We start from the raw sequence: 18,760 nt of genomic DNA on the forward strand, positions 1-18,760 counted from the left end.
GCGCGCCCGCGGCCGCCGGCGGGCGCCCCCCCCCCCCCCCGCCCCCCCCCCCCCCCCCCCCCCCCCCCCCCCCCCCCCCCCCCCCCCCCCCCCCCCCCCCCCCCCCCCCCCCCCCCCCCCCCCACGTCACGCGTTGAACCGCGCGTCCCGCGTTTCCTGGATGGCCTGGTAGGCCACCTTCACCGGCTCCGCGCCATAGGTCCGTTCCAGCCGCCGCACCGTGAAGTGCCCCTGTCCGACGCCCCGAAAATGCTCGAGAAAGGCGAGGTTCACCGCCGCACCCGCGGCGGCGCCGATGATCGGCGCGGCCTGGGCCGAAAGCTTGAGCGCCACCGGGCCGCCGAAGCGTGCCGCGATGGTGCCGAGGAAGCCCGGCAGCATCAGCCCGGCCACGCCCTTGCCCGCGACGGTCTTCAGCGCCTCGGCCAGGGCGATGCGGACGGCGAAGTAGCCGCTTTCGGCCGCGTCGTCGCGCGGGTCGCGGCCGCCCAGGGCGAAGACCTTCAGGCATTCGGCCGCGATCTCCGGCCGCCTCAGGTCCTCGCCGTTCTCGGCAGCGATGGCGGCGATCTGGCGCAGCAGCAGCGTGGTGGAGACGGGCAGCTCCACCAGGGTGCCAGGCAGCCCGAGCGCGCCGCCGGCGGCGCCGGAGGCGGCGGCCATGCCGCGGTGGAACCAGGAGCTGTCCACCGGCACGGGCGTGCGCGAAGGGTCGCTGCGCAGCGCCGCCTCCATGGCGGCGGAGAGGGCGCGGCGGACGGCGCCGTCCACCAAGCCCTGCACCGGGCCGGGAAGCCGGTTCTTCAGCGCCTCCACCGGCTTGCCGACGAGTTGCGAGAGGCGCGCGGCGTAGGACAGCTCCTCGAGCTGCGCGAACGCGCGCCTGAGGTCGGCGAGCGCGGCAGCGGGCAGGGCGTTGCCCGCGGCGAGGGCGATGGCGGTGGACATGGGGCCTATATCGAAACGGCGGGGCGCGAGTTCACCCCCTTGCGGCGGCGTGGTGGCGCAGCCAGTCGGCGAATTCCTCCTCCGTCATGGCGCCGGCGGCGAGGTCGAGCATGGCGACGACGCATTCGGCGTCAGAGGCGCCCAGGGCCATGCCGTTCAGGATGAGGCAGGTCTCGATGCAGACGAAGGCGGTGCGCTTGTTGCCGTCCACGAAGGGGTGGTTGCGGGCAATGCCGTGCGCAAGCGCGGCCGCCAGGGCGCAGGGATCCGATACGCCATAGCCCCAGGCATCGCGCGGCCGGGCGAGCGCGCTTTCCAGCAGTCCCGCATCGCGCACGCCCTCCGCGCCGCCATGCTCGGCGATCTGCTCCTCGTGCACGGCAAGCGCGACGTCAGCCGTGATCCACTCCGGTTCAGTCACGGCGCGCCATCGTCGCCCGCTACTTGGCGAGCTCGCGCAGCACCGCGCGCCGCTTGCGCATGACCTCGCGCGCCGCGTCCAGCTGCCGCTCGAAATCGGGATCGGCCCGCGTCAGCCGCAGGCCGTCCGGGCCTTCCACGACATGCAGGGTGTCGCCTTCCCGAAGGCCAAGGCGCGTCAGGAGATCCTTCGGGAACACCACCCCGACGGAATTCCCGACCGACCGCAGCTTCACGCTTGCCATGCATTTTTTCGGCCTCGCGGGCCGACTCCTAGCCGTAACAACAAACATTATAACATCGCCATGCCGATCAGCCTACCGATTTCACAACACCCCAAAGGTTGCGAAGCTTAATGGTTGAACCACTGTGCCTCGTTCTGCTATCGGACCGGAGAGGATGTTGGAAGACCTCGTGATCTCGGGACCCATGGAACGCTAAGACAACCGAGCTATGAAACAAAGCATCGTTCTTGCTGCGAAGGAAGCGTTCGTATCGGCAGAAGCGGATCGGCGCGTTGTTGCAGTAGTCGCCACTTGGTCATGCCATCATGCCTTACAATTGTATCAAGTATACTTCCGAACCACCTGCAGCCTATATCGGCCATATCTTATGTCTTAATGTTCTTTGTGGTCGTTTTTCTCGGCCTTCAAATCTACACCGCGCAGCGTTTGCTACGGCGCCCCGAATCGTTGAGCGCTCTTATGATGCGATGCGATGAGTGTGAGAGCGCATTAACGAGAGAAACAGAAGCGAGCTCCATAGCAAGTAAAACAGCTGATCGGCTGATGCACCTTCAAGTCTGGGCGCTAGGTCTATATAAACTTCAAAAAAATATCGGTGAGCTTGATCAGATAACTAGACGCGCAAATCCAAGTTTTGTCGGGTTTTACGATTCTTTCTTGGCGCCGCTTCACCAGCGACCACACGAATTTTTTGGATTTGACGACAGAGACCGATGGAATCTTTGTGTTTATCTGTATTATGATAATGTCGGTGAGCTTAGGCCAGTATGGCGCAGAACTGATCCTCGTCACCCTTCCTTGTCGGGAAACGGCGCACGAGGCAAGGCAGCGTTCGGGCGCTCATGGCGCCCAGGCCAAGGCCATACCGGAATGGCATTTGCGCAAAACACATCATTTATAACCGAAGATATTCAGAAATCGGATCTTTACGACACTTTTATGTCAACGGGCGCGAACTTCAAACATTACGATCCGAACGTCTATCGATCATTCGCGTCCATACCGTTTGGAAGCCTGAGCGGACGATGCATCGGGGTGTTGGTAGTGACCAGTGACCGTCCCGGCGCGGTCAACGAAGCCATCGCCCTACCGCTACGGCACGCCGCTGCGGTTTTCACGAATTTAACTGATGAGATCGTCGCGCTTCAGGAACTCTTGACCTAGGTCCGGTTTTATGTTAGCTGACTGGAATCAGTGGGGAATCTGTCATGCGGGGAAGTAGAACGATGGCGCCCTTGTCGACAGTCGCCGATCACCGTTCCTCACGAACAGAGACCGGCGATGATCCCCAGATTGCGTCTTATTCTCCGTCCGTTGAAAGAGAGGCCGATAAGGTCAGCAGAGAGCCCACAGGAGAGAATGTTGACGCCCTTGTTCGGGCAATTTTGGATGATGCTTCGAAGCTGACACTGCGGCTTGATACTGAGCTTAGACGAGTAAGGAAGAAGCAGGCGGCCTAGGCGCTAGACTCAACTGGCGCCCAATTTGGCGTCGTTCGGGCCTGGGGCAGCGTCTCGCGTCAAACTATAAAATAAACCGGCTCAGATCCGCGCTGGCCGCCAGCGGCGCCACGCGGTTGCGGACCATGGCGCCGTCCACGGTGATGGTCTCGCCGCCGCGGTCGCTGGCGGTGAACGAAACCTCGTCCAGCAGGCGTTCCAGCACCGTGGCCAGCCGCCGCGCGCCGATATTCTCGACCGTCGCATTGATCTCGGCGGCGAGCTCGGCCAGCGCATCCACGGCATCGGGGGTGATGTCGAGCGTCACCCCCTCCGTCCCCATCAGCGCGACATACTGCTTCGTCAGGGAATGCTCGGGCTCGGTCAGGATCCGCCGGAAATCCTCCTGCGTGAGGGCCTTCAGCTCCACGCGGATCGGCAGGCGTCCCTGCAGCTCCGGCAGAAGGTCGCTGGGCTTGGCCATATGGAAGGCGCCGGAGGCGATGAAGAGGATGTGGTCCGTCTTCACCGGCCCGTGCTTGGTCGTGACGGTGGTGCCCTCGATCAGCGGCAGCAGGTCGCGCTGCACGCCCTCCCGGCTGACATCGCCGCCCCGGAAACCGCCGCCCTCGCTCGTGCGGGCGCAGACCTTGTCGATCTCGTCGATGAAGACGATCCCCTGGTTCTCGGCGTTCGCCACCGCCTCCCGCGTGAGCTGATCGTTGTCGAGCAGCTTGTCGGCCTCGTCCTTGGTCAGCGCGATGCGCGCCTCGGCCACCGTCATCTTCCGCGGCTTGGTGCGGCCGCCGAACATCTTGCCCAGCATCTCCTGCATGTTCTGCATCTGGATGCCCTGCGCGCCCGGCAGGTCGATCATGCCGATCGGCATGCCGCCGCCAGCATCCTGCACCTGCACCTCCACCTCGCGGCCTTCGAGCTGGCCTTCGCGCAGCATGCGGCGGAACTTCATCTTCGTCTCGCCGGAGGCGCCTTCGCCGACCAGCGCGCCGACCAGGCGTTCCTCCGCGGCGAGCTCGGCCTTGGCCTGCACGTTCTTGCGCGCGGTGTCGCGGGTCTGGGTGATGGAGGCCTCGACCAGGTCGCGGACGATGCTTTCGACGTCGCGGCCGACATAGCCGACCTCGGTGAACTTGGTCGCTTCCACCTTCAGGAAGGGCGCGTTGGCCAGCTTCGCCAGGCGGCGGGCGATCTCGGTCTTGCCGCAGCCGGTCGGGCCGATCATCAGGATGTTCTTCGGCACCACCTCCTCGCGCAGGCCGTTCGGCAGCTGCTGGCGACGCCAGCGGTTGCGCAGCGCGATGGCGACGGCGCGCTTGGCCTCGTTCTGGCCGACGATGTGGCGGTCGAGCTCGCTGACGATCTCGCGCGGGCTCAGGTTGATCGACTCGCTCACGCTTCGAGGCTTTCGAGAATGATGTTGCCGTTGGTGTAAACGCAGATTTCGCCGGCGATCTTCATCGCGCGCCGGCAGATCTCCTCGGCGGCCAGGCCTTCCACAGGCAGAAGGGCGCGGGCCGCGGCGAGGGCGTAGTTGCCGCCGGAGCCGATGCCGATCACCGCATCCTCCGGCTCCAGCACGTCGCCCTGGCCGGTCAGCAACAGGGAGCGCTTGGCGTCGGCGACGGCGAGCAGCGCCTCCAGCCGGCGCAGGTAGCGGTCGGTGCGCCAGTCCTTGGCGAGTTCGACGCAGGCGCGTTCGAGCTGGTCCGGGAAGCGCTCGAGCTTGGCTTCCAGGCGTTCGAGCAGGGTGAAGGCATCGGCGGTGGCGCCGGCGAAGCCGGCGAGCACGCGGCCATTGGCGATGCGGCGCACCTTGCGCGCATTGCCCTTGACCACGGTCTGGCCGAGCGAGACCTGGCCATCGCCGGCCATGGCCACGCGGCCGTCCTTTCGAACGCAGAGGATCGTGGTGCCGTGCCAGCCGGCGGGATCATCGGGGGAAGAACTCATGCCGCCCATGTGGCGCGCGCGGCGCCGGGCGACAAGCCGGGCGGGGCTGACCCGCGCCCGGCCGGGCGCGTCAGATCAGCTGCGCGCGCGAACGCGGCCGACGAGGCCGAGGCCGAGCAGCGAGAGCGAGAACAGGGAGAGCGCCGCCGGGGCCGGCACGCCGATGTTTCCGCCACCCCGCGAGTAGTCGTAGATCACCTCGAGCTGGGCGCTGGCCGTATTGGTGAAGGTGTAGGTCTGCGTGCCCGTGTTGCCGGTGTTCGGGTTCACGTTCGGCGGGACGAGCGAGTCCACGGTGTTCGCGCGCGCAATCGCCAGTGCGAAGTCGGCGTTCCCGGTGCCGGTGAAGAAGGTCAGGAAGTCGCCGGAGGTCAGGATCTGGCTCTGGCTCGACGACGCCGTGTTGAGGGGCGTGCCAGTCCGGGTCGTGTTGCGCGGCACGATCACCGCGGCGCCCGCATTCACGTCCACCACGAAAAGCTGCTGCGCATTGACGCCGAGCGTGTAGTCCGCGCCGATCGTGGCGTTGTAGGTCACGCTCCCGAGCGCACCGTTGTTGCCGCGGCGGACCTGGAAGGTGCCGTTCGAGGTGCCGGTCAGGCTCACCGTCACGCTGTTGAGCGTGCCGAGGGAACCGTCGAACTTGGCGACGGAGAGCGTGGTGGCGGTGCCGCCGGTCGGCAGGGCGGCCTCGGCATAGGTCGCGGTCTGCGTGATGGTCGCGGCCTGGACCACAGGCGCGGACACCACGAGCACGAAACCTGCAGCCACCAACGAAGCGAGACGCATCAGGAGTCTCCGTAACACAAGGCGGCGCGGCGAGAGGGTTACACGCCGCGCCCTGTTACAGACACCATAAGCAAAGCCCGTACCGAACGCAAATCCTATTGCGGAACAAGCGGATAGACGCGCCGGACGGATCGCGGCCCCGGTAGCCTGTAAGATGCACCGACAGACCTGGCGGCCGAAGGACCGTCGCGCGGCGTGAGTCGGCATTCGGCCCACGCAGCGGCGGCCCGCATCGGTGATCCGAAAAGTTGATATTGAGACGACGCAGGTGTTGCCGCTGCGGGCCCGGCCCGGGAGTCGGCCGGATTTCCCTTGCTTTTTGGCGAGACCAGGCCTGCGCAACATGCAACCATGAGTTGTGTCATTCGAGCAATCGGTCCGGCGAGCACCAACCAGCAAGGGCTGCCGCGGCGGGTCGGACCGCGCTCCATGCGGGCCGATCTGTAAAGCTGGCCGACATGTGCCGCTGCGGAGCAAACACGAAACGACGCGTCGCCCGGTACCAAATCGATGACCGAACCGGGATGGCCTGCCGGCGGGACCGGGGCGCGGCCGACACAGGCCGGGCTGAATGCCGTCGCTCCCATGCGGTCCGCTGGCGGAGGTCCCTCTCGCCAAACGCCCCCGCCGCGGCGTAAACCGCGCCCATGACGTCCAGCCGCAACCAGGACGCGCAGGACAGCGCCAGCCCGGGCATCCCGCGCCGCGCGACGCTGGCGCGCGCGACCTCGGAGACCGATATCAGCCTGTCCCTCGACCTCGACGGAACCGGCACCGCCGAGATCGCGACCGGCATCGGCTTCCTCGACCACATGCTGACCGCGCTGGCGCGGCACGGCCTGCTCGACCTGGCCGTCGCGGCCAAGGGCGACCTCCATATCGACGACCACCACACCACCGAGGATGTGGGCATCGTGCTCGGCCAGGCGGTGCGCGCCGCGCTTGGCGACAAGCGCGGCATCCGGCGTTTCGGCCACTGCATCCTGCCGATGGACGAAGCCTTGGCGGAAGCCGCCATCGACATCTCCGGCCGGCCCTTCCTGGCCTGGTCGGTGCCCTTCGCGCGCCCGAAGATCGGCAGCTTCGACACCGAGCTGGTCGAGGAATTCTTCCGCGCCTTCGCCTTCAATGCCGGCATCACCCTGCATGTGACCTTGAAGGCGGGCAGCAACGCCCACCATGTGGCGGAGGCCTGCTTCAAGGCGGTGGCGCGGGCGCTGCGGATGGCCGTCGAGCCCGATCCGCGCGCCGGCGGCGCCATTCCCTCCACAAAGGGCATGCTGGAAGGGTGAGGGTGCGCCTCTACACCGTACACGGCGAGCCGCCGCGCAAGGCCGAAGGTCCCGAAGGCTGGCCCGAGCCCAGGGGCCGGCCGCCGGTGCTGCTGCGCGACGGCTTCTCCCTCTATCCTTTCCTGTTCGGCTTCGCCTGGTTCCTCGCACAGCGGCTCTGGATCGACGCCGCCGCGATGCTGGCGCTGACCGTCGCCGCCCTGCTGCTCCTGCCCGACCCGTACGCCGCCGCGGTGGTGCTGGCGCTGCACGCGATCGCCGGCTTCGAGGGCCGCGACCGCCAGCGCGCCCGCCTCGCCCGGCGGGGTATGCCGGAACTCGCGGTGGTCGCCGCGCCCGACATGGACCTCGCCTGGTTCCGTCTCGCCGCGCAGCGGCCGGACCTCGTCAAGGCGCCGCCGTGAGGATCGCGGTCATCGACCCGGGCTCTGGCAACCTGGCCTCCGTGCGGCGCGCGCTGGATCGCGTCGCGCGCGAGGAAGGCGTGGCGGCGGAGATCGCCGTCACCACCGTGGCCGAGGACGTGCTGGAGGCCGACCGTGTCATCCTGCCCGGCCAGGGCGCCTTCGCCGCCTGCCGGCGCGGCCTCGATGCGCTGCCCGGCATGGTGGAGGCCCTGCAGGAGAGGGTGATCGCGCGCGGAAGGCCGTTTCTCGGCATCTGCGTCGGCATGCAGCTGATGGCCGATCGCGGGCTGGAGCATGGCGAGACGCCGGGGCTCGGCTGGATCGCCGGCGAGATCGCGCCGATGGACCCGCATGACGGCGAAGGGGCCGAGCTGCCGCTGCCGCAGATGGGCTGGAACGCGCTGCACCGCGCCGCGCCCGCGCATCCGCTGCTAGCCGGAGTGGCGGAGGGCGGCCACGCCTATTTCGTGCATTCCTACGCGCTGGCCGGCGGCAGCGCGGCGCAGCTTCTGGCGGCCACCGACTATGGCGGGCCGGTGGCGGCGATGGTCGGCCGCGACAACCTGGCCGGCACGCAGTTCCATGCCGAGAAGTCGGGCCAGGTCGGGCTGCGCATCCTGGCCAATTTCCTGGCCTGGCGCCCATGAGCCAGGCCGGCGGCGCGGTGGCGCACAGCATGGCGGTGGAGATCGCCACCAGCCTCGATCCGCACGATCTCGAGGATCTGTGCGAGGCCACCAATGCCGCGATCATCGAAGGCGGCGGCTTCGGCTGGATCCAGTCGCAGGACCGCGCCGCGCTGGCGCGGCATTTCCGCGGCGTGCTGCTGGTGCCGGACCGCACGCTGTTCCTCGCCCGGCTCGACGGCGTGGTGGTCGGCTCCGCCCAGCTCGTGCGACCGCCGCGCAACAACGAGGCGCAGGCCTTCGCCGCGCAGCTCACCCACGCCTACATCGCCCCCTATGCGCGTGGCCATGGCCTGGCGCGGCGCCTGATGGCGCGGGTGGAGGAACACGCGGCCGCGATGGGCTTTCGCGTGCTGAACCTCGACGTGCGGGAGACGCAGGCGCGCGCCATCGCGCTGTTCGAGACGCTCGGCTATGTCCGCTGGGGCACGCATCCCGCCTATGCCCGCGTGGATGGCCGCACCGTCGCCGGGCACCACTACTACAAGCTGCTGGAGCCCGGCCGCGGCCGCGCCACAGAGGCGCTGATCGGGCCGAACTGAATGGCGTTCACCCTCTATCCCGCGATCGACCTGAAGGGCGGCAAGGTCGTGCGGCTGAAGCGCGGCGAGATGGACCAGGCGACGGTCTATGCCGAGGACCCCGCCGCCCAGGCTGCCGCCTTCGCCGCACAGGGTTTTTCGTACGTGCATGTGGTGGACCTCGACGGCGCCTTTGCCGGCAAGCCCGCCAATGCCGCGGCGGTGCGCGCGATCCTCGCCGCGGTGCCGGGCCTGCCCGTTCAGCTCGGCGGCGGCATCCGCGACATGGCGACCGCCGGGGCCTGGCTCGACGCCGGCGTCGCGCGAATCATCCTGGGCTCGGCGGCGGTGAAGGATCCCGATTTCGCGCGCGCGGCTTGCCGCGCCTTTCCGGGCCGTGTCGCGCTCGGCCTCGATGCGCGGGACGGCTTCGTCGCGACCGAGGGCTGGGCCGAGACCAGCGGGATCACCGCCACCGAACTCGCGCAGCGCTACGCCGATGCCGGCGCGGCGGCGATCATCTACACCGACATCGCCCGCGACGGCATGCTGGCCGGCGTGAATGTGGCGCAGACCGCGGCGCTGGCGCGCGCCACGGCCATTCCGGTGATCGCCTCCGGCGGCGTCGCCGGGGTGGAGGACATCGTCGCGCTCCGCGCGGCAGGGGCGGGCATTGCCGGCGCGATCCTCGGCCGTGCGCTGTACGACGGGCGCGTGGAGCCGGGCGCGGCGCTGGCCGCCGCGCGAGCCTGAGGGTGCCGCGGCCCCGCCGCCTGGCCGGGCTGCTGGCAGGGCTGTTCCTGCTGGCGGGCTGCGCCGACGACGCGCTGCTGACCGCTGCCTCGCTGCCCGGGCTCGGCACCACGGAAGTGCGCCAGCCGGTGGACACCAACGTCGCGCCCTGGCGCTCGCTGGGCGCGGTGGCGACGCAGGCCGGGGCGCGCTGCACCGGGGCGATGATCGGGCCGCGCATCGTGCTGACCGCGGCGCATTGCCTGCTCGATCCGCGCACGGCGCGGCTGGTCCAGCCGGGCCAGGTGCAGTTCATGCAGGAACACGCGCCGCCGGGCCGGCCGCCGCGGATACGGGTGGATTCCTACGTCGTGGGGCCGGGCTTCCGCGCCTTGCCCGGCCAGCGGCCGGCCCGAGACGATGGCGAGCGCACCTTCCAGCCGGGCCGCGAGGCGGGCCAGCAGTCCCGGCAGCGCGGCGGGAACCACCACCGCGTCCGGCCGGGGCGCGATCTCGACGAGCGTGCCGTCGAAGTCGAGGAAGAGCGCCGCCCGGTCGAGAGAGATCGGGAGCGGTTTCATGGGGCAGGCTCATAGCAGCGTTGGCGCGGAAATGGGCGCCCCGCTCGCGACTTTGTGCCCAAATCCGGTCCGTATTGTGTTCGTTCGATGGCGGAGGCAGGGGCAGCTTGCCGAGTCGTGGTGATCGTATACTTGCGCTTTGGCCCGGGACGCACGTCGTCGGGCGAACGTGGCGGCGTCGGCGGCGGTTTCCCGGCGGCGGGATCCAGCGTAGGAATCGCCCGCGCGCCCCCGTGGCGGAACGGTAGACGCAGGCGACTCAAAATCGCTCGCCCGAGAGGGTGTGGGAGTTCGAATCTCCCCGGGGGCACCAGCACCGCCGCCGTCACGACGCCGTTATTGTGATCACGCTCCGATGATGGAACACTCCGCGCATGCGGGGGGCGGTCTGAAGCGCGCGGGCGCGCAACGCGTCGGCTGCCATGGGGCTGGTCCTGCTCTGTGGCTGCACCATGGTCGGGCCGGACTTCGCGGCGCCCGCCGCGCCGCTGGACCGCGCCTGGTCCGCGGGCTCTGCCCCGGTGACGGCGCCGGGCCCGGCCGGTGACCGACACGGCATGGTGGCGCAGCCTCGAGGATCCGCAGCTCACCCGCCTGATCGAGACGGCGGCGGCGCAGAACCTGTCGCTGCAGCGCGCTGGGGTGCGCGTGCTGCAATCCCGCGCCGTGCTCGCCGCGACCGTCGGCGACTACTATCCGCAGCAGCAGCAGGCCTTCGGCCTGCTGATGGCGCAGCGCGCGAGCACCGACAGCGCCGGGCTGCTGCGCGAGAGCACGCGCAGCACCAATCTCGGCCGCGCCGGCATCACCGCGGCGTGGGAGATCGACTTCTGGGGCATGTTCCGCCGCGCCATCGAGGCGGCGGATTCCGGCCTCGTCGCCTCCGTCGCCGACTACGACAACGCGATGGTCAGCCTGCTCGGCGACGTCGCCTCGACATACGTGAACCGCCGCGCGGCGGAGGCGAAGCTCGCCATCGTGCAGAGCAATCTGCGCCTGCAGCGCGAAGGGCTGCGCATCGCGACCGTGCGCTTCCGCGAAGGCGCGACCAGCGAGCGCGACCCCGCCCAGGCGGAATCGCAGCTCGCCGACACCGAGGCGCAGATCCCGCCGCTGGTCGCCCAGATCGAGAAGACGCGGAACGCGCTGGCCGTTCTGCTCGGCATGCCGCCCGCGGAGATGCGCGGCATGATCGGCCCCGGCCGCATCCCCCGCCCGCGGCTGATGGTGGCGACCGGCGTGCCCGCCGACCTGCTTCGGCGCCGGCCGGACCTGCGCGCCGCCATCGCCAATGCCGCGGCGCAGAGCGCGCTGGTGGGCGTGAACGAGGCCCAGCTCTATCCGGCCGTCTCGCTCAGCGGCAGCTTCGGCCTGCTCTCCAGCGACGCCGGCAGCATCGGCATCGGCAATCGCGGCTGGCGCACCACGCAAAGCTACGCGATCGGCCCCGCCATCACCTGGCCGATCCTCAACTACGGCCAGATCACCAACCAGGTGCGCGCGCAGGACGCGGTGCTGCAGCAGGCGCTGCTTGCCTACCAGCAGGCCGTGCTGCAGGCGCAGCGCGAGGTGGAGGACGGGCTGGCGAACTTCGCCGCGGCGCAGCGCAGCGCCGCAGCCCTGCGGCGCGCCGTCGCCGCCTCCCGCCGCGCGGCGGCGGTGGCGCTGACGCGGTACGAGCAGGGCCAGACCGACTACACCACGGTCATCACCGCCCAGCGCATGCTGCTGATGCAGGAGGAACGCCTGGCGCAGACCGAGGCCGACATCCCGCTGAGCCTGGTCGCGATCTATCGCGCGCTCGGCGGCGGCTGGGAGATCCGCGAGGGTCGGCCGCTGGTGACCGAGGCGACGCGCCGGCAGATGGCGCTGCGCACCGACTGGGGGTCGCTGCTCGACTACGACGACGGCCGCCTGACGCCGCCGCGCACGCGCGGCCTGCTGCCAGAGCCCACCTTCTGAGATGCCGGGAAGGCTCGCATGATCCGCCGGGCCGTCCTGCTGCTGCTGCCGTTGCTCGCCGCGTGCAATGAGCAGAACGCCTACGTCCCGCCGCCGCCGCCGCGGGTGACGGCGGCCACGCCCGCGGTCGGGCCGGTGACCGAGTATCTCGAGGCCACCGGCACCACCGTCGCGGTCAGCAGCATCGACCTTGTCGCGCGCGTGCCGGGCTTCCTCCGCGCCATCGAGTATGCCGACGGCGCGGCGGTGCGGCAGGGCCAGCGGCTGTTCGTCATCGAGCCGGACCCCTACCGCGCCAAGGTCGCGCAGGCCGAGGCGCAGGTGCAGCAGCAGCAGGCGGCGCTCACCCATGCGCAGTCCGAGCTGGCGCGGCAGCAGCGCATGGCGGCGCAGAACGCCACCGCCCAGGCCGATGTCGAGCGCTGGCAGTCGCAGCGCGACCAGGCGCAGGCCGGGCTGGCCGAGGCGCAGTCCAACCTGGAGCTCGCCCGCATCAACCTGGCCTATACCGAGGTGCTGGCGCCCTTCGCCGGCGTCGCGGGGGCGCATCTGGTGGATGTCGGCGCCCTGGTCGGCGCGACCTCGCCGACCAGGCTCGCGACGCTGGTGCAGCTCGACCCGATCCATGTCAGCTTCTCGGTCAATGAGCGCGACGTGCTGCGGGTGCGCGCTGAACTCGCCGCGCGCGGCATCCGCCGCCCGGACCAGCCCGGCGCCGGTGGCCCGCCGCTCGAGATCGCGCTGGCGAACGAGAGCGACTTCCCCCATCGCGGCCGCATCGACTACATCGCCCCGCAGCTCGACGCGACGACCGGCACGCTCACGGTGCGCGGCGTCTTCGCCAACCCCGACCGCGCGCTGCTGCCCGGCCTCTTCGTGCGCGTGCGGGTGCCCGTCGAAACGCGCCAGGACGCGCTGATGGTGCCGGAGACGGTGCTCGGCGCCGACCAGCTCGGGCGCTACCTGCTGCTGGTGAAGCCGGACGGCACGGTGGAGCAGCGGCCCGTGCAGGTGGGCCGGCAGGTGGGGCCGCTGCGCGTCGTGCTGCAGGGCCTGGCGGCCGCGGACCGCGTTGTGATCGGCAACCTGCAGCGCGCGATACCGGGCGCGAAGGTGGAGGTGGAGCAGGGCAGCATCGCGGCGCCGCCCCGATGATCGCGCGCTTCTTCATCGCCCGTCCGGTGCTGGCGAATGTCATCGCCCTGCTGTTCGTGCTGCTCGGCGCGGTGTCCATGCTGGCCCTGCCGGTGGCGCAGTATCCGAACGTGGTGCCGCCCACCGTGCAGGTCAGCGCGCGCTACACCGGCGCCTCCGCCCAGACGGTGGCGGAGACGGTCGCCCTGCCGATCGAGCTGCAGGTCAACGGCGTGCCCGGCATGCTCTACATGCAGTCGCAGAGCGCGGCCGACGGCACCTACAACCTGACCGTCACCTTCGAGATCGGCACCGATCCGGACATCGCGCAGGTGCTGGTGCAGAACCGCGTGCAGGCCGCGATGGCGCAGCTGCCGCAGCCGGTGCAGGCGCAGGGCGTCAGCACGCAGATCCGCTCCACCGCGATCCTGCAGATCGTCACGCTGGCATCCGAGGATCCGCGCCATGACGGGCTGTTCCTGTCGAACTACGCGGCGATCAACCTGCAGCAGGAGCTGGCGCGGCTGCCGGGCGTCGGCCAGGTGCGGGTGTTCGGCGCCGGCACCTACGCGATGCGCATCTGGCTCGACCCGGCGCGGATGCAGGCGCGCGGGCTGGTGCCGCAGGACGTGATCCAGGCGCTGCAGCAGCAGAACCAGCAGGTGGCGGCGGGCCAGGTGGGCGCCGCGCCGGCGGTGCCGGGCCAGGCCTTCGAGGTCACGCTCAACGTCCTCGGCCGCCTGGACGAGCCGGCGCAGTTCGAGGAGGTGATCATCAAGGCCGAGCCCGGCGGGCGCTTCGTGCGGGTGCGCGATGTCGGGCGGGTGGAGCTCGGCGCGCAGACCTACCGCCAGGCCTTCGCCTGGAACGGCCGCCCCGCCGCGGGGCTTGCGATCTTCCAGACGCCGGACGCCAACGCGCTGGAGGTCGCGGCCTCGGTCCGGGCGACGATGCGGCGCCTGTCCGCCGCCTTCCCGCCCGGCATGACGCATGCGGTGCCCTTCGACACCACGCTGTTCGTCCAGGCCTCGGTGCACGAGGTCTACATGACGCTGGCGATCGCCGGCGTGCTGGTGCTGGCGGTGATCCTGGTGTTCCTGCAGGACTGGCGGGCCACGCTGGTGCCCGCCACGACGGTGCCGGTGACCATCATCGGCGCCTTCGCGGCGATGGCGGCGATGGGCTTCACCATCAACCTGTCCACCCTGTTCGCCATCGTGCTGGCGATCGGCATCGTGGTGGACGACGCCATCGTGGTGGTGGAGGCGGCGGCGCACAACATCGAGCAGGGCGACACGCCGCCGGAAGCCGCGGCCAAGGCGATGGACGAGCTGTTCGGCCCGATCATCGGCATCACGCTGGTGCTGATGGTGGTGTTCCTGCCGGCGGCCTTCCTGCCGGGGCTCACCGGCCAGATGTACCGCCAGTTCGCGCTGGTGATCGCGGCGACGGCGCTGATCAGCGCGATCAACGCGGCCACGCTGAAGCCGACGCAATGCGCGCTGTGGCTGCGCCGGGCGAAGCCGCCGGAGCGGCGGAACATCCTCGCGCGCGCCTTCGACCGCGCCTTCGGCGTGCTGGAGCGCGGCTATGCGCGGCTGGTCGGCCGCATCGTCGCGCACAGCCGCATCGCGGCGCTGCTCGGCCTGGCGCTGGTCGGGCTTGCCGGCTACGGGCTGGCGCGCGTGCCGACCGCCTTCATCCCGATCGAGGACCAGGGCTATGTGATGCTCGCGGTACAGCTGCCCGACGGCGCGGCGCTGGAACGCACCGGGCGCGTGCTGGACGCGGTGGCGCGCGAGGCGCGCGCGATCCCGGGCGTGGCGCAGACCATCGCCATCTCCGGCGTGTCGCTGCTGGACGGCAATGCGACGCTCGGCAGCGCCGGCGTCGTCTATGCGATGCTGGAGGACTGGTCGGCGCGGCCGCGCGGCAGCGGCAAGGACCTGCGCGCGCTCTATGACGGCATGACGCGCCGGTTCGACGGCTTCGCGGACGCGATCGTCACCGCGCTGCCGCCGCCGCCGATCCAGGGCATCGGCAACGCCTCCGGCTTCACCATGATGCTGGAGCTGCGCGACGGCGCCTTCGACTGGACCAGGCTGCAGCGCGTGGCCGATGCGCTGGTCGCCGATGGCGGGACGCAGAGCGCGCTGTCGCGCATCTTCACCACCTTCCGCGCCTCCTTCGTGCAGCTGCATGTGGATGTGGACCGCGTGCAGGCCGAGGCGCTGAAGGTCGGCACCGCGGATGTCTTCGCCGCGCTCCAGGCCTATGTCGGCGCGGCCTATGTGAACCAGTTCAGCAAGTTCGGCCGCACCTTCCAGGTCTATGTGCAGGCCGAGGCGGCGTCGCGCGCGGCGCCGGAGGACATCGCGCGGCTGCAGGTCCGCAGCGCCGAGGGGAGGATGGTGCCGCTCGGCGCGCTGGCCACCGTGCGGCTGGAGACCGGGCCCTCCCTGGTCACGCTCTACAACCTCTATCCGGCGGCGACGGTGATCGGCCTGCCGGCGGCGGCGTTCAGCTCCGGCCAGGCGATGGCGCTGATGGAGGAGATCGCCGCGCGCACCCTGCCGCCCGGCACGGGCTTCGAATGGACCGGCCTCTCCTTCCAGGAGAAGCAGGTGGGCGGGCAGATCTACCTGATCTTCGCCCTCGCGCTGGTGCTGGTCTTCCTGGTGCTGGCCGGCCAGTACGAAAGCTGGTCCGCGCCGGCGGCGGTGATCCTCTCCGTCCCGCTGGCGCTGCTCGGCACCGCGGGGGCGCTGGTCGCCTTCGGCGTGGCGAACAACCTCTACACCCAGATCGGCCTGGTGCTGCTGATCGCGCTCGGCTCGAAGAACGCGATCCTGATCGTCGAGGTCGCGCGGGAGCTGCGCCGGCGCGGCATGGCGATCGAGCAGGCGGCGGTGGAGGCGGCGCGGCGCCGCTTCCGCCCGATCGTGATGACCTCGCTCGCCTTCATCCTCGGCGTGCTGCCGCTGGTCACGGCGAGCGGCGCCGGCGCCTCGGCGCGGGCCTCGATCGGCGTCGCGGTGCTGTTCGGCATGCTGGCGAACACCTGCCTCGCGGTGCTGTTCGTGCCCGCCTTCTTCGTGCTGCTGCAGCGCTGGGCGGAACGGCGGACGCCGCGCGGCGCGGCTGCGGCGCCGCAGACCGGCGGCGGATGAGCGCAAGCCGGCCGCGCGGCGACCGAAGGACACAGGGAGGACACGCCATGCCCCGCCTCGTCATCCGCCTGCTCCTGCTGGCCGCGCTTGCCGGCGGCCTCGCGCCGCCGGCGGCCGCGCAGCCGAGCGAGGCGGCGATCGGCGCCGTGCGCTCCGCCTGCCGCGGCGACTACATCGCGCATTGCATGGGCGTGCCGCGCGGCGGGCAGGAGGCGCTGGACTGCCTGCAAAGGAACGGGCCGAGCCTCTCCACCGGCTGCCGCCATGCGCTGGCGGAGCTCGGCCCGGGCCTCACGCAGCAATGCGCCGCGCATATCCGCGCGCTGTGCCCGGGCGTGACGCCCGGCACCGGCGGGGTGGTGGCCTGCCTGGCCGACCGGCGCGAGACGCTGGCCGATGCCTGCCGCGAGGCGCTGGAGGCCGCACGCGCACCGCGCTGATCCGCCGCCCGCCGCAGCGGCGCCGGCGTCAGCCGGGCGGCGCCTCCGCAAGCGCCTCGACCGCGACGGCGGTGACGTTGTCGCTGGCCTGCCGCGACAGCGCGGCGGCGATCAGCAGCGCCGGCGCCTCCGCCGGGTCGGGCACCGCCAGCAGTTCGGCGATCTCCGCGGCGCGCAGCGTCTTGGTCAGGCCGTCGGTGCAGAGCAGGAAGCGATCGCCGGGCAGCACGCGGTCGGAGGTCCGTTCGAGCTCCGGCCCGTCCTCCCCGGCGCCGATCGCGCGGGTGATGACATTGGCGCGCGGATGGTTCTCGGCCTCGTCCGGATGCACCATTCCGGCATCCACCAGCTCCTGCACCAGCGAATGGTCGCGCGTGATCTGCCGGAGGTGGCCGTCGCGCAGCCGATAGAGCCGCGAATCGCCGGACCAGAGGCAGGCGAAATGCCCGCCGCGCACCACCAGCACCACGACGGTGGAAGCGATCATCCCGCTGCCCTGGCGCGCCCCCGCATCGCGCAGCGCGGCATGCACGCGCGCCAGCCGGTCCTGCACCTCGTCGAGCACCTGCCCTGCCGGCAGGTCCTGCGGAATGGCGGCCAGCGCGTCGCGGATCATGCCGGAGGCGACCTCCCCGGCATCGTGCCCGCCGGCGCCGTCCGCCACGGCCCAGAGCCCGGCCTCGGGCCGGTCCACGAAGCTGTCCTCGTTGTGCGCGCGCCGCGCGCCAGGATCGGTCCTGCCGGAGGAGCGGAAGCGCGTGCCGGCGGTCTCCGTCATGGCCGGCCGCGCCCGGCGCAGCGCGCGCCGCGGCCCCGGCGCCCGCCGGGGGGAAGGGAGCCGGTCACGCGCGATCGCCCATCGCAGGGCCTTCCCCTGCCGTCATTCCGGTGGCCTCCGGCTGCTGGCCACGACCGTATCAGCATCGCCGCGGGTCGGTAAGCCGATGCGGGTCAAGGCTTCCCCGCCTTCGTCGCCCGCGCCGCCTCATAGGCGCGGGCGAAGGCCTTGCCGAAGGCGCCGTCGAAATCCTCGGCGCGCGCGCCGTGCAGGGCCGCATGCCGCGCCGCGAGGGCATCGAAGGCGCGCGCCTTCTGCTGGGCCGAGGGCGCGCCGCCCCCGGCCGGCAGCACCGCCGCGGGCGCAAGCTCCGCCAGCAGGGCCTGGGCGCCGGCCTGCATCGCGGCGCGGAGCGCGGTCTCGTGCAGCTCCAGGTCGCGCAGCACTTCGGCCACCGCCTCGGACGGGCTCATGGTGGCCCGCCGGCCGGCGCCGAGCAGGGCGGCGAGCGCATCCTCGTCATCGGTGGAGAATTTGAGCGGGTTGTTGCCGCGGGCGCGGATCATCGTCTGCTCGATGCGGAACGCGCCCTTCGTCGCGGCGCGCGCGATCAGCGCGGCCCGCAGCCCGGCGACGGTCGCGCGGAAGGCGGCGCCGAGCGCTTCCATGCTGGCCTCGGGATTCTCGAGGCGGGCGCCGGTCATGCCGGCACCGCGCAGGAAGGCGGCGAGCATCGCCGCCGCGCCCCCCGGCGCGGCCGCGGCGTTCGGAGCGGCGGGCGCCGCGGCGGGCTCGGCGGCGTCCGGCTGCAGTTGCACCGCGATCTCGTAGCCGCCGAGATGGATCCGGTCGCCGTCCCGCAGCTCGCGCGCGGCGCCCTTGCCGATCGGCTCCTCCTCGGCGTTGAGGAAGGTGCCGTTGGTGCTGATGTCGGTGACCCGCCACGCGCCGTCACGCCAGGCGAGGATGCAGTGCCGCTTGGAGAGATGCCGGTCGGGATCGGGCAGCACCCAGGAATTGCCCGGCGCACGGCCGAGCGTGAACTCGCCGCCCTCGACGGCGCGCGAATCCGGGGAGACGGCCCGGGGGCCGCGCAGGGTGGAGAGGGTCAGGCGCATCTCGGCGCGGGCGGCTTGGGCATGGCGGGATCATCCTTCTTGCGGCAGGCGGCCGGCGCCGCCCCCGCCGGGGGCGCGGGGCCGCGAGAGACAGCGGGGGGGCCCGGCGTGGCCCCCGCCGCGGGGG

At 71.1% G+C, this 18,760-nt stretch carries 18 protein-coding genes, 1 tRNA gene and 2 pseudogenes; 12 read left to right on the forward strand and 9 right to left on the reverse strand.

Features of this window, described 5'->3' with window-relative positions:
- Positions 1-126: 126 nt before the first annotated feature.
- From AC1MIR_RS10140 to AC1MIR_RS10150, 3 genes are read right to left on the reverse strand one after another with little or no spacing between them, the layout of a single operon-like run.
- Positions 127-948, reverse strand: a complete 822-nt coding sequence (locus AC1MIR_RS10140; RefSeq protein WP_480028047.1) for an EcsC family protein — start codon at positions 946-948, stop codon at positions 127-129.
- Between the two features lie 31 nt (positions 949-979).
- On the reverse strand, positions 980-1,369 hold the full coding sequence (locus AC1MIR_RS10145; RefSeq protein WP_480028048.1) for a type II toxin-antitoxin system death-on-curing family toxin: 390 nt from the start codon (positions 1,367-1,369) through the stop codon (positions 980-982).
- Positions 1,370-1,388: 19 nt separating this feature from the next.
- Positions 1,389-1,613 (reverse strand): AbrB/MazE/SpoVT family DNA-binding domain-containing protein, encoded by a 225-nt coding sequence (locus AC1MIR_RS10150; protein WP_480028049.1) that lies wholly within the window; start codon positions 1,611-1,613, stop codon positions 1,389-1,391.
- Between the two features lie 375 nt (positions 1,614-1,988).
- Here AC1MIR_RS10150 and AC1MIR_RS10155 point away from each other — a divergent pair, with 375 nt between their 5' ends.
- Positions 1,989-2,777 carry a hypothetical protein gene (locus tag AC1MIR_RS10155; RefSeq protein ID WP_480028050.1) on the forward strand — a complete coding sequence of 263 codons (789 nt, stop codon included), beginning with the start codon at positions 1,989-1,991 and terminating at the stop codon, positions 2,775-2,777.
- Between the two features lie 360 nt (positions 2,778-3,137).
- On the opposite strand, the gene hslU is transcribed toward AC1MIR_RS10155, so the two are convergent.
- The 3 genes from hslU to AC1MIR_RS10170 all read right to left on the reverse strand — a co-directional run bounded on the left by hslU (position 3,138) and on the right by AC1MIR_RS10170 (position 5,770).
- Positions 3,138-4,466 (reverse strand): ATP-dependent protease ATPase subunit HslU, encoded by a 1,329-nt coding sequence (gene hslU, locus AC1MIR_RS10160; RefSeq protein WP_480028051.1) that lies wholly within the window; start codon positions 4,464-4,466, stop codon positions 3,138-3,140.
- Entirely contained in the window at positions 4,463-5,032 is a 570-nt protein-coding gene (gene hslV, locus AC1MIR_RS10165; RefSeq protein ID WP_480028052.1) for an ATP-dependent protease subunit HslV, read from the reverse strand. The genes hslU and hslV overlap by 4 nt, the downstream gene beginning before the upstream one ends.
- 66 nt (positions 5,033-5,098) lie before the next feature.
- Positions 5,099-5,770 (reverse strand): choice-of-anchor E domain-containing protein, encoded by a 672-nt coding sequence (locus AC1MIR_RS10170; RefSeq protein ID WP_480028053.1) that lies wholly within the window; start codon positions 5,768-5,770, stop codon positions 5,099-5,101.
- A gap of 689 nt (positions 5,771-6,459) precedes the next feature.
- Between AC1MIR_RS10170 and hisB the strand changes: the two genes are divergently transcribed.
- From hisB to AC1MIR_RS10200, 6 genes and pseudogenes are all read left to right on the forward strand, one after another.
- The gene (gene hisB / locus AC1MIR_RS10175) at positions 6,460-7,104 is read left to right on the forward strand and encodes an imidazoleglycerol-phosphate dehydratase HisB (RefSeq protein ID WP_480028054.1); all 645 of its coding nucleotides are present in this window, start codon (positions 6,460-6,462) and stop codon (positions 7,102-7,104) included.
- On the forward strand, positions 7,101-7,508 hold the full coding sequence (locus AC1MIR_RS10180) for a DUF2628 domain-containing protein (RefSeq protein WP_480028055.1): 408 nt from the start codon (positions 7,101-7,103) through the stop codon (positions 7,506-7,508). The genes hisB and AC1MIR_RS10180 overlap by 4 nt, the downstream gene beginning before the upstream one ends.
- Complete coding sequence (gene hisH, locus AC1MIR_RS10185) at positions 7,505-8,158, forward strand: imidazole glycerol phosphate synthase subunit HisH (RefSeq protein WP_480028056.1); 654 nt, start codon at positions 7,505-7,507, stop codon at positions 8,156-8,158. Before AC1MIR_RS10180 ends, hisH begins: the two co-directional genes overlap by 4 nt.
- Complete coding sequence (locus AC1MIR_RS10190) at positions 8,155-8,739, forward strand: N-acetyltransferase family protein (protein ID WP_480028057.1); 585 nt, start codon at positions 8,155-8,157, stop codon at positions 8,737-8,739. The genes hisH and AC1MIR_RS10190 overlap by 4 nt, the downstream gene beginning before the upstream one ends.
- A complete protein-coding gene (hisA, locus tag AC1MIR_RS10195; RefSeq protein WP_480028058.1) occupies positions 8,740-9,471 on the forward strand; it encodes a 1-(5-phosphoribosyl)-5-[(5-phosphoribosylamino)methylideneamino]imidazole-4-carboxamide isomerase in 732 nt (243 codons plus the stop codon).
- A gap of 128 nt (positions 9,472-9,599) precedes the next feature.
- Positions 9,600-9,716 (forward strand): annotated as a pseudogene (locus AC1MIR_RS10200) (trypsin-like serine protease); the annotation flags it as partial.
- A gap of 189 nt (positions 9,717-9,905) precedes the next feature.
- On the opposite strand, the pseudogene AC1MIR_RS10205 reads toward AC1MIR_RS10200, so the two are convergent.
- Positions 9,906-10,031 (reverse strand): annotated as a pseudogene (locus AC1MIR_RS10205) (trehalose-phosphatase); the annotation flags it as partial.
- Between the two features lie 227 nt (positions 10,032-10,258).
- Between AC1MIR_RS10205 and AC1MIR_RS10210 the strand changes: the two are divergent.
- The 5 genes from AC1MIR_RS10210 to AC1MIR_RS10230 all read left to right on the forward strand — a co-directional run bounded on the left by AC1MIR_RS10210 (position 10,259) and on the right by AC1MIR_RS10230 (position 16,737).
- Positions 10,259-10,344: transfer RNA gene (locus AC1MIR_RS10210), tRNA-Leu, on the forward strand.
- Between the two features lie 230 nt (positions 10,345-10,574).
- On the forward strand, positions 10,575-11,993 hold the full coding sequence (locus AC1MIR_RS10215; RefSeq protein WP_480028059.1) for an efflux transporter outer membrane subunit: 1,419 nt from the start codon (positions 10,575-10,577) through the stop codon (positions 11,991-11,993).
- 18 nt (positions 11,994-12,011) lie between these two features.
- Complete coding sequence (locus tag AC1MIR_RS10220; RefSeq protein ID WP_480028060.1) at positions 12,012-13,148, forward strand: efflux RND transporter periplasmic adaptor subunit; 1,137 nt, start codon at positions 12,012-12,014, stop codon at positions 13,146-13,148.
- Positions 13,145-16,297, forward strand: a complete 3,153-nt coding sequence (locus tag AC1MIR_RS10225) for an efflux RND transporter permease subunit (RefSeq protein WP_480028061.1) — start codon at positions 13,145-13,147, stop codon at positions 16,295-16,297. Before AC1MIR_RS10220 ends, AC1MIR_RS10225 begins: the two co-directional genes overlap by 4 nt.
- A gap of 47 nt (positions 16,298-16,344) precedes the next feature.
- On the forward strand, positions 16,345-16,737 hold the full coding sequence (locus tag AC1MIR_RS10230; RefSeq protein ID WP_480028062.1) for a hypothetical protein: 393 nt from the start codon (positions 16,345-16,347) through the stop codon (positions 16,735-16,737).
- 28 nt (positions 16,738-16,765) lie between these two features.
- Here the strand turns inward: AC1MIR_RS10230 and AC1MIR_RS10235 are convergent, their stop codons facing one another.
- Both AC1MIR_RS10235 and tagH read right to left on the reverse strand, forming a co-directional pair.
- Entirely contained in the window at positions 16,766-17,515 is a 750-nt protein-coding gene (locus AC1MIR_RS10235; RefSeq protein ID WP_480028063.1) for a PP2C family protein-serine/threonine phosphatase, read from the reverse strand.
- Between the two features lie 173 nt (positions 17,516-17,688).
- Positions 17,689-18,633: a type VI secretion system-associated FHA domain protein TagH gene (gene tagH / locus AC1MIR_RS10240; protein ID WP_480028064.1), complete on the reverse strand. Its 945-nt coding sequence runs from the start codon at positions 18,631-18,633 to the stop codon at positions 17,689-17,691.
- Positions 18,634-18,760 lie beyond the last annotated feature (127 nt).

The organism is Falsiroseomonas sp. RANM36 (assembly GCF_056682175.1).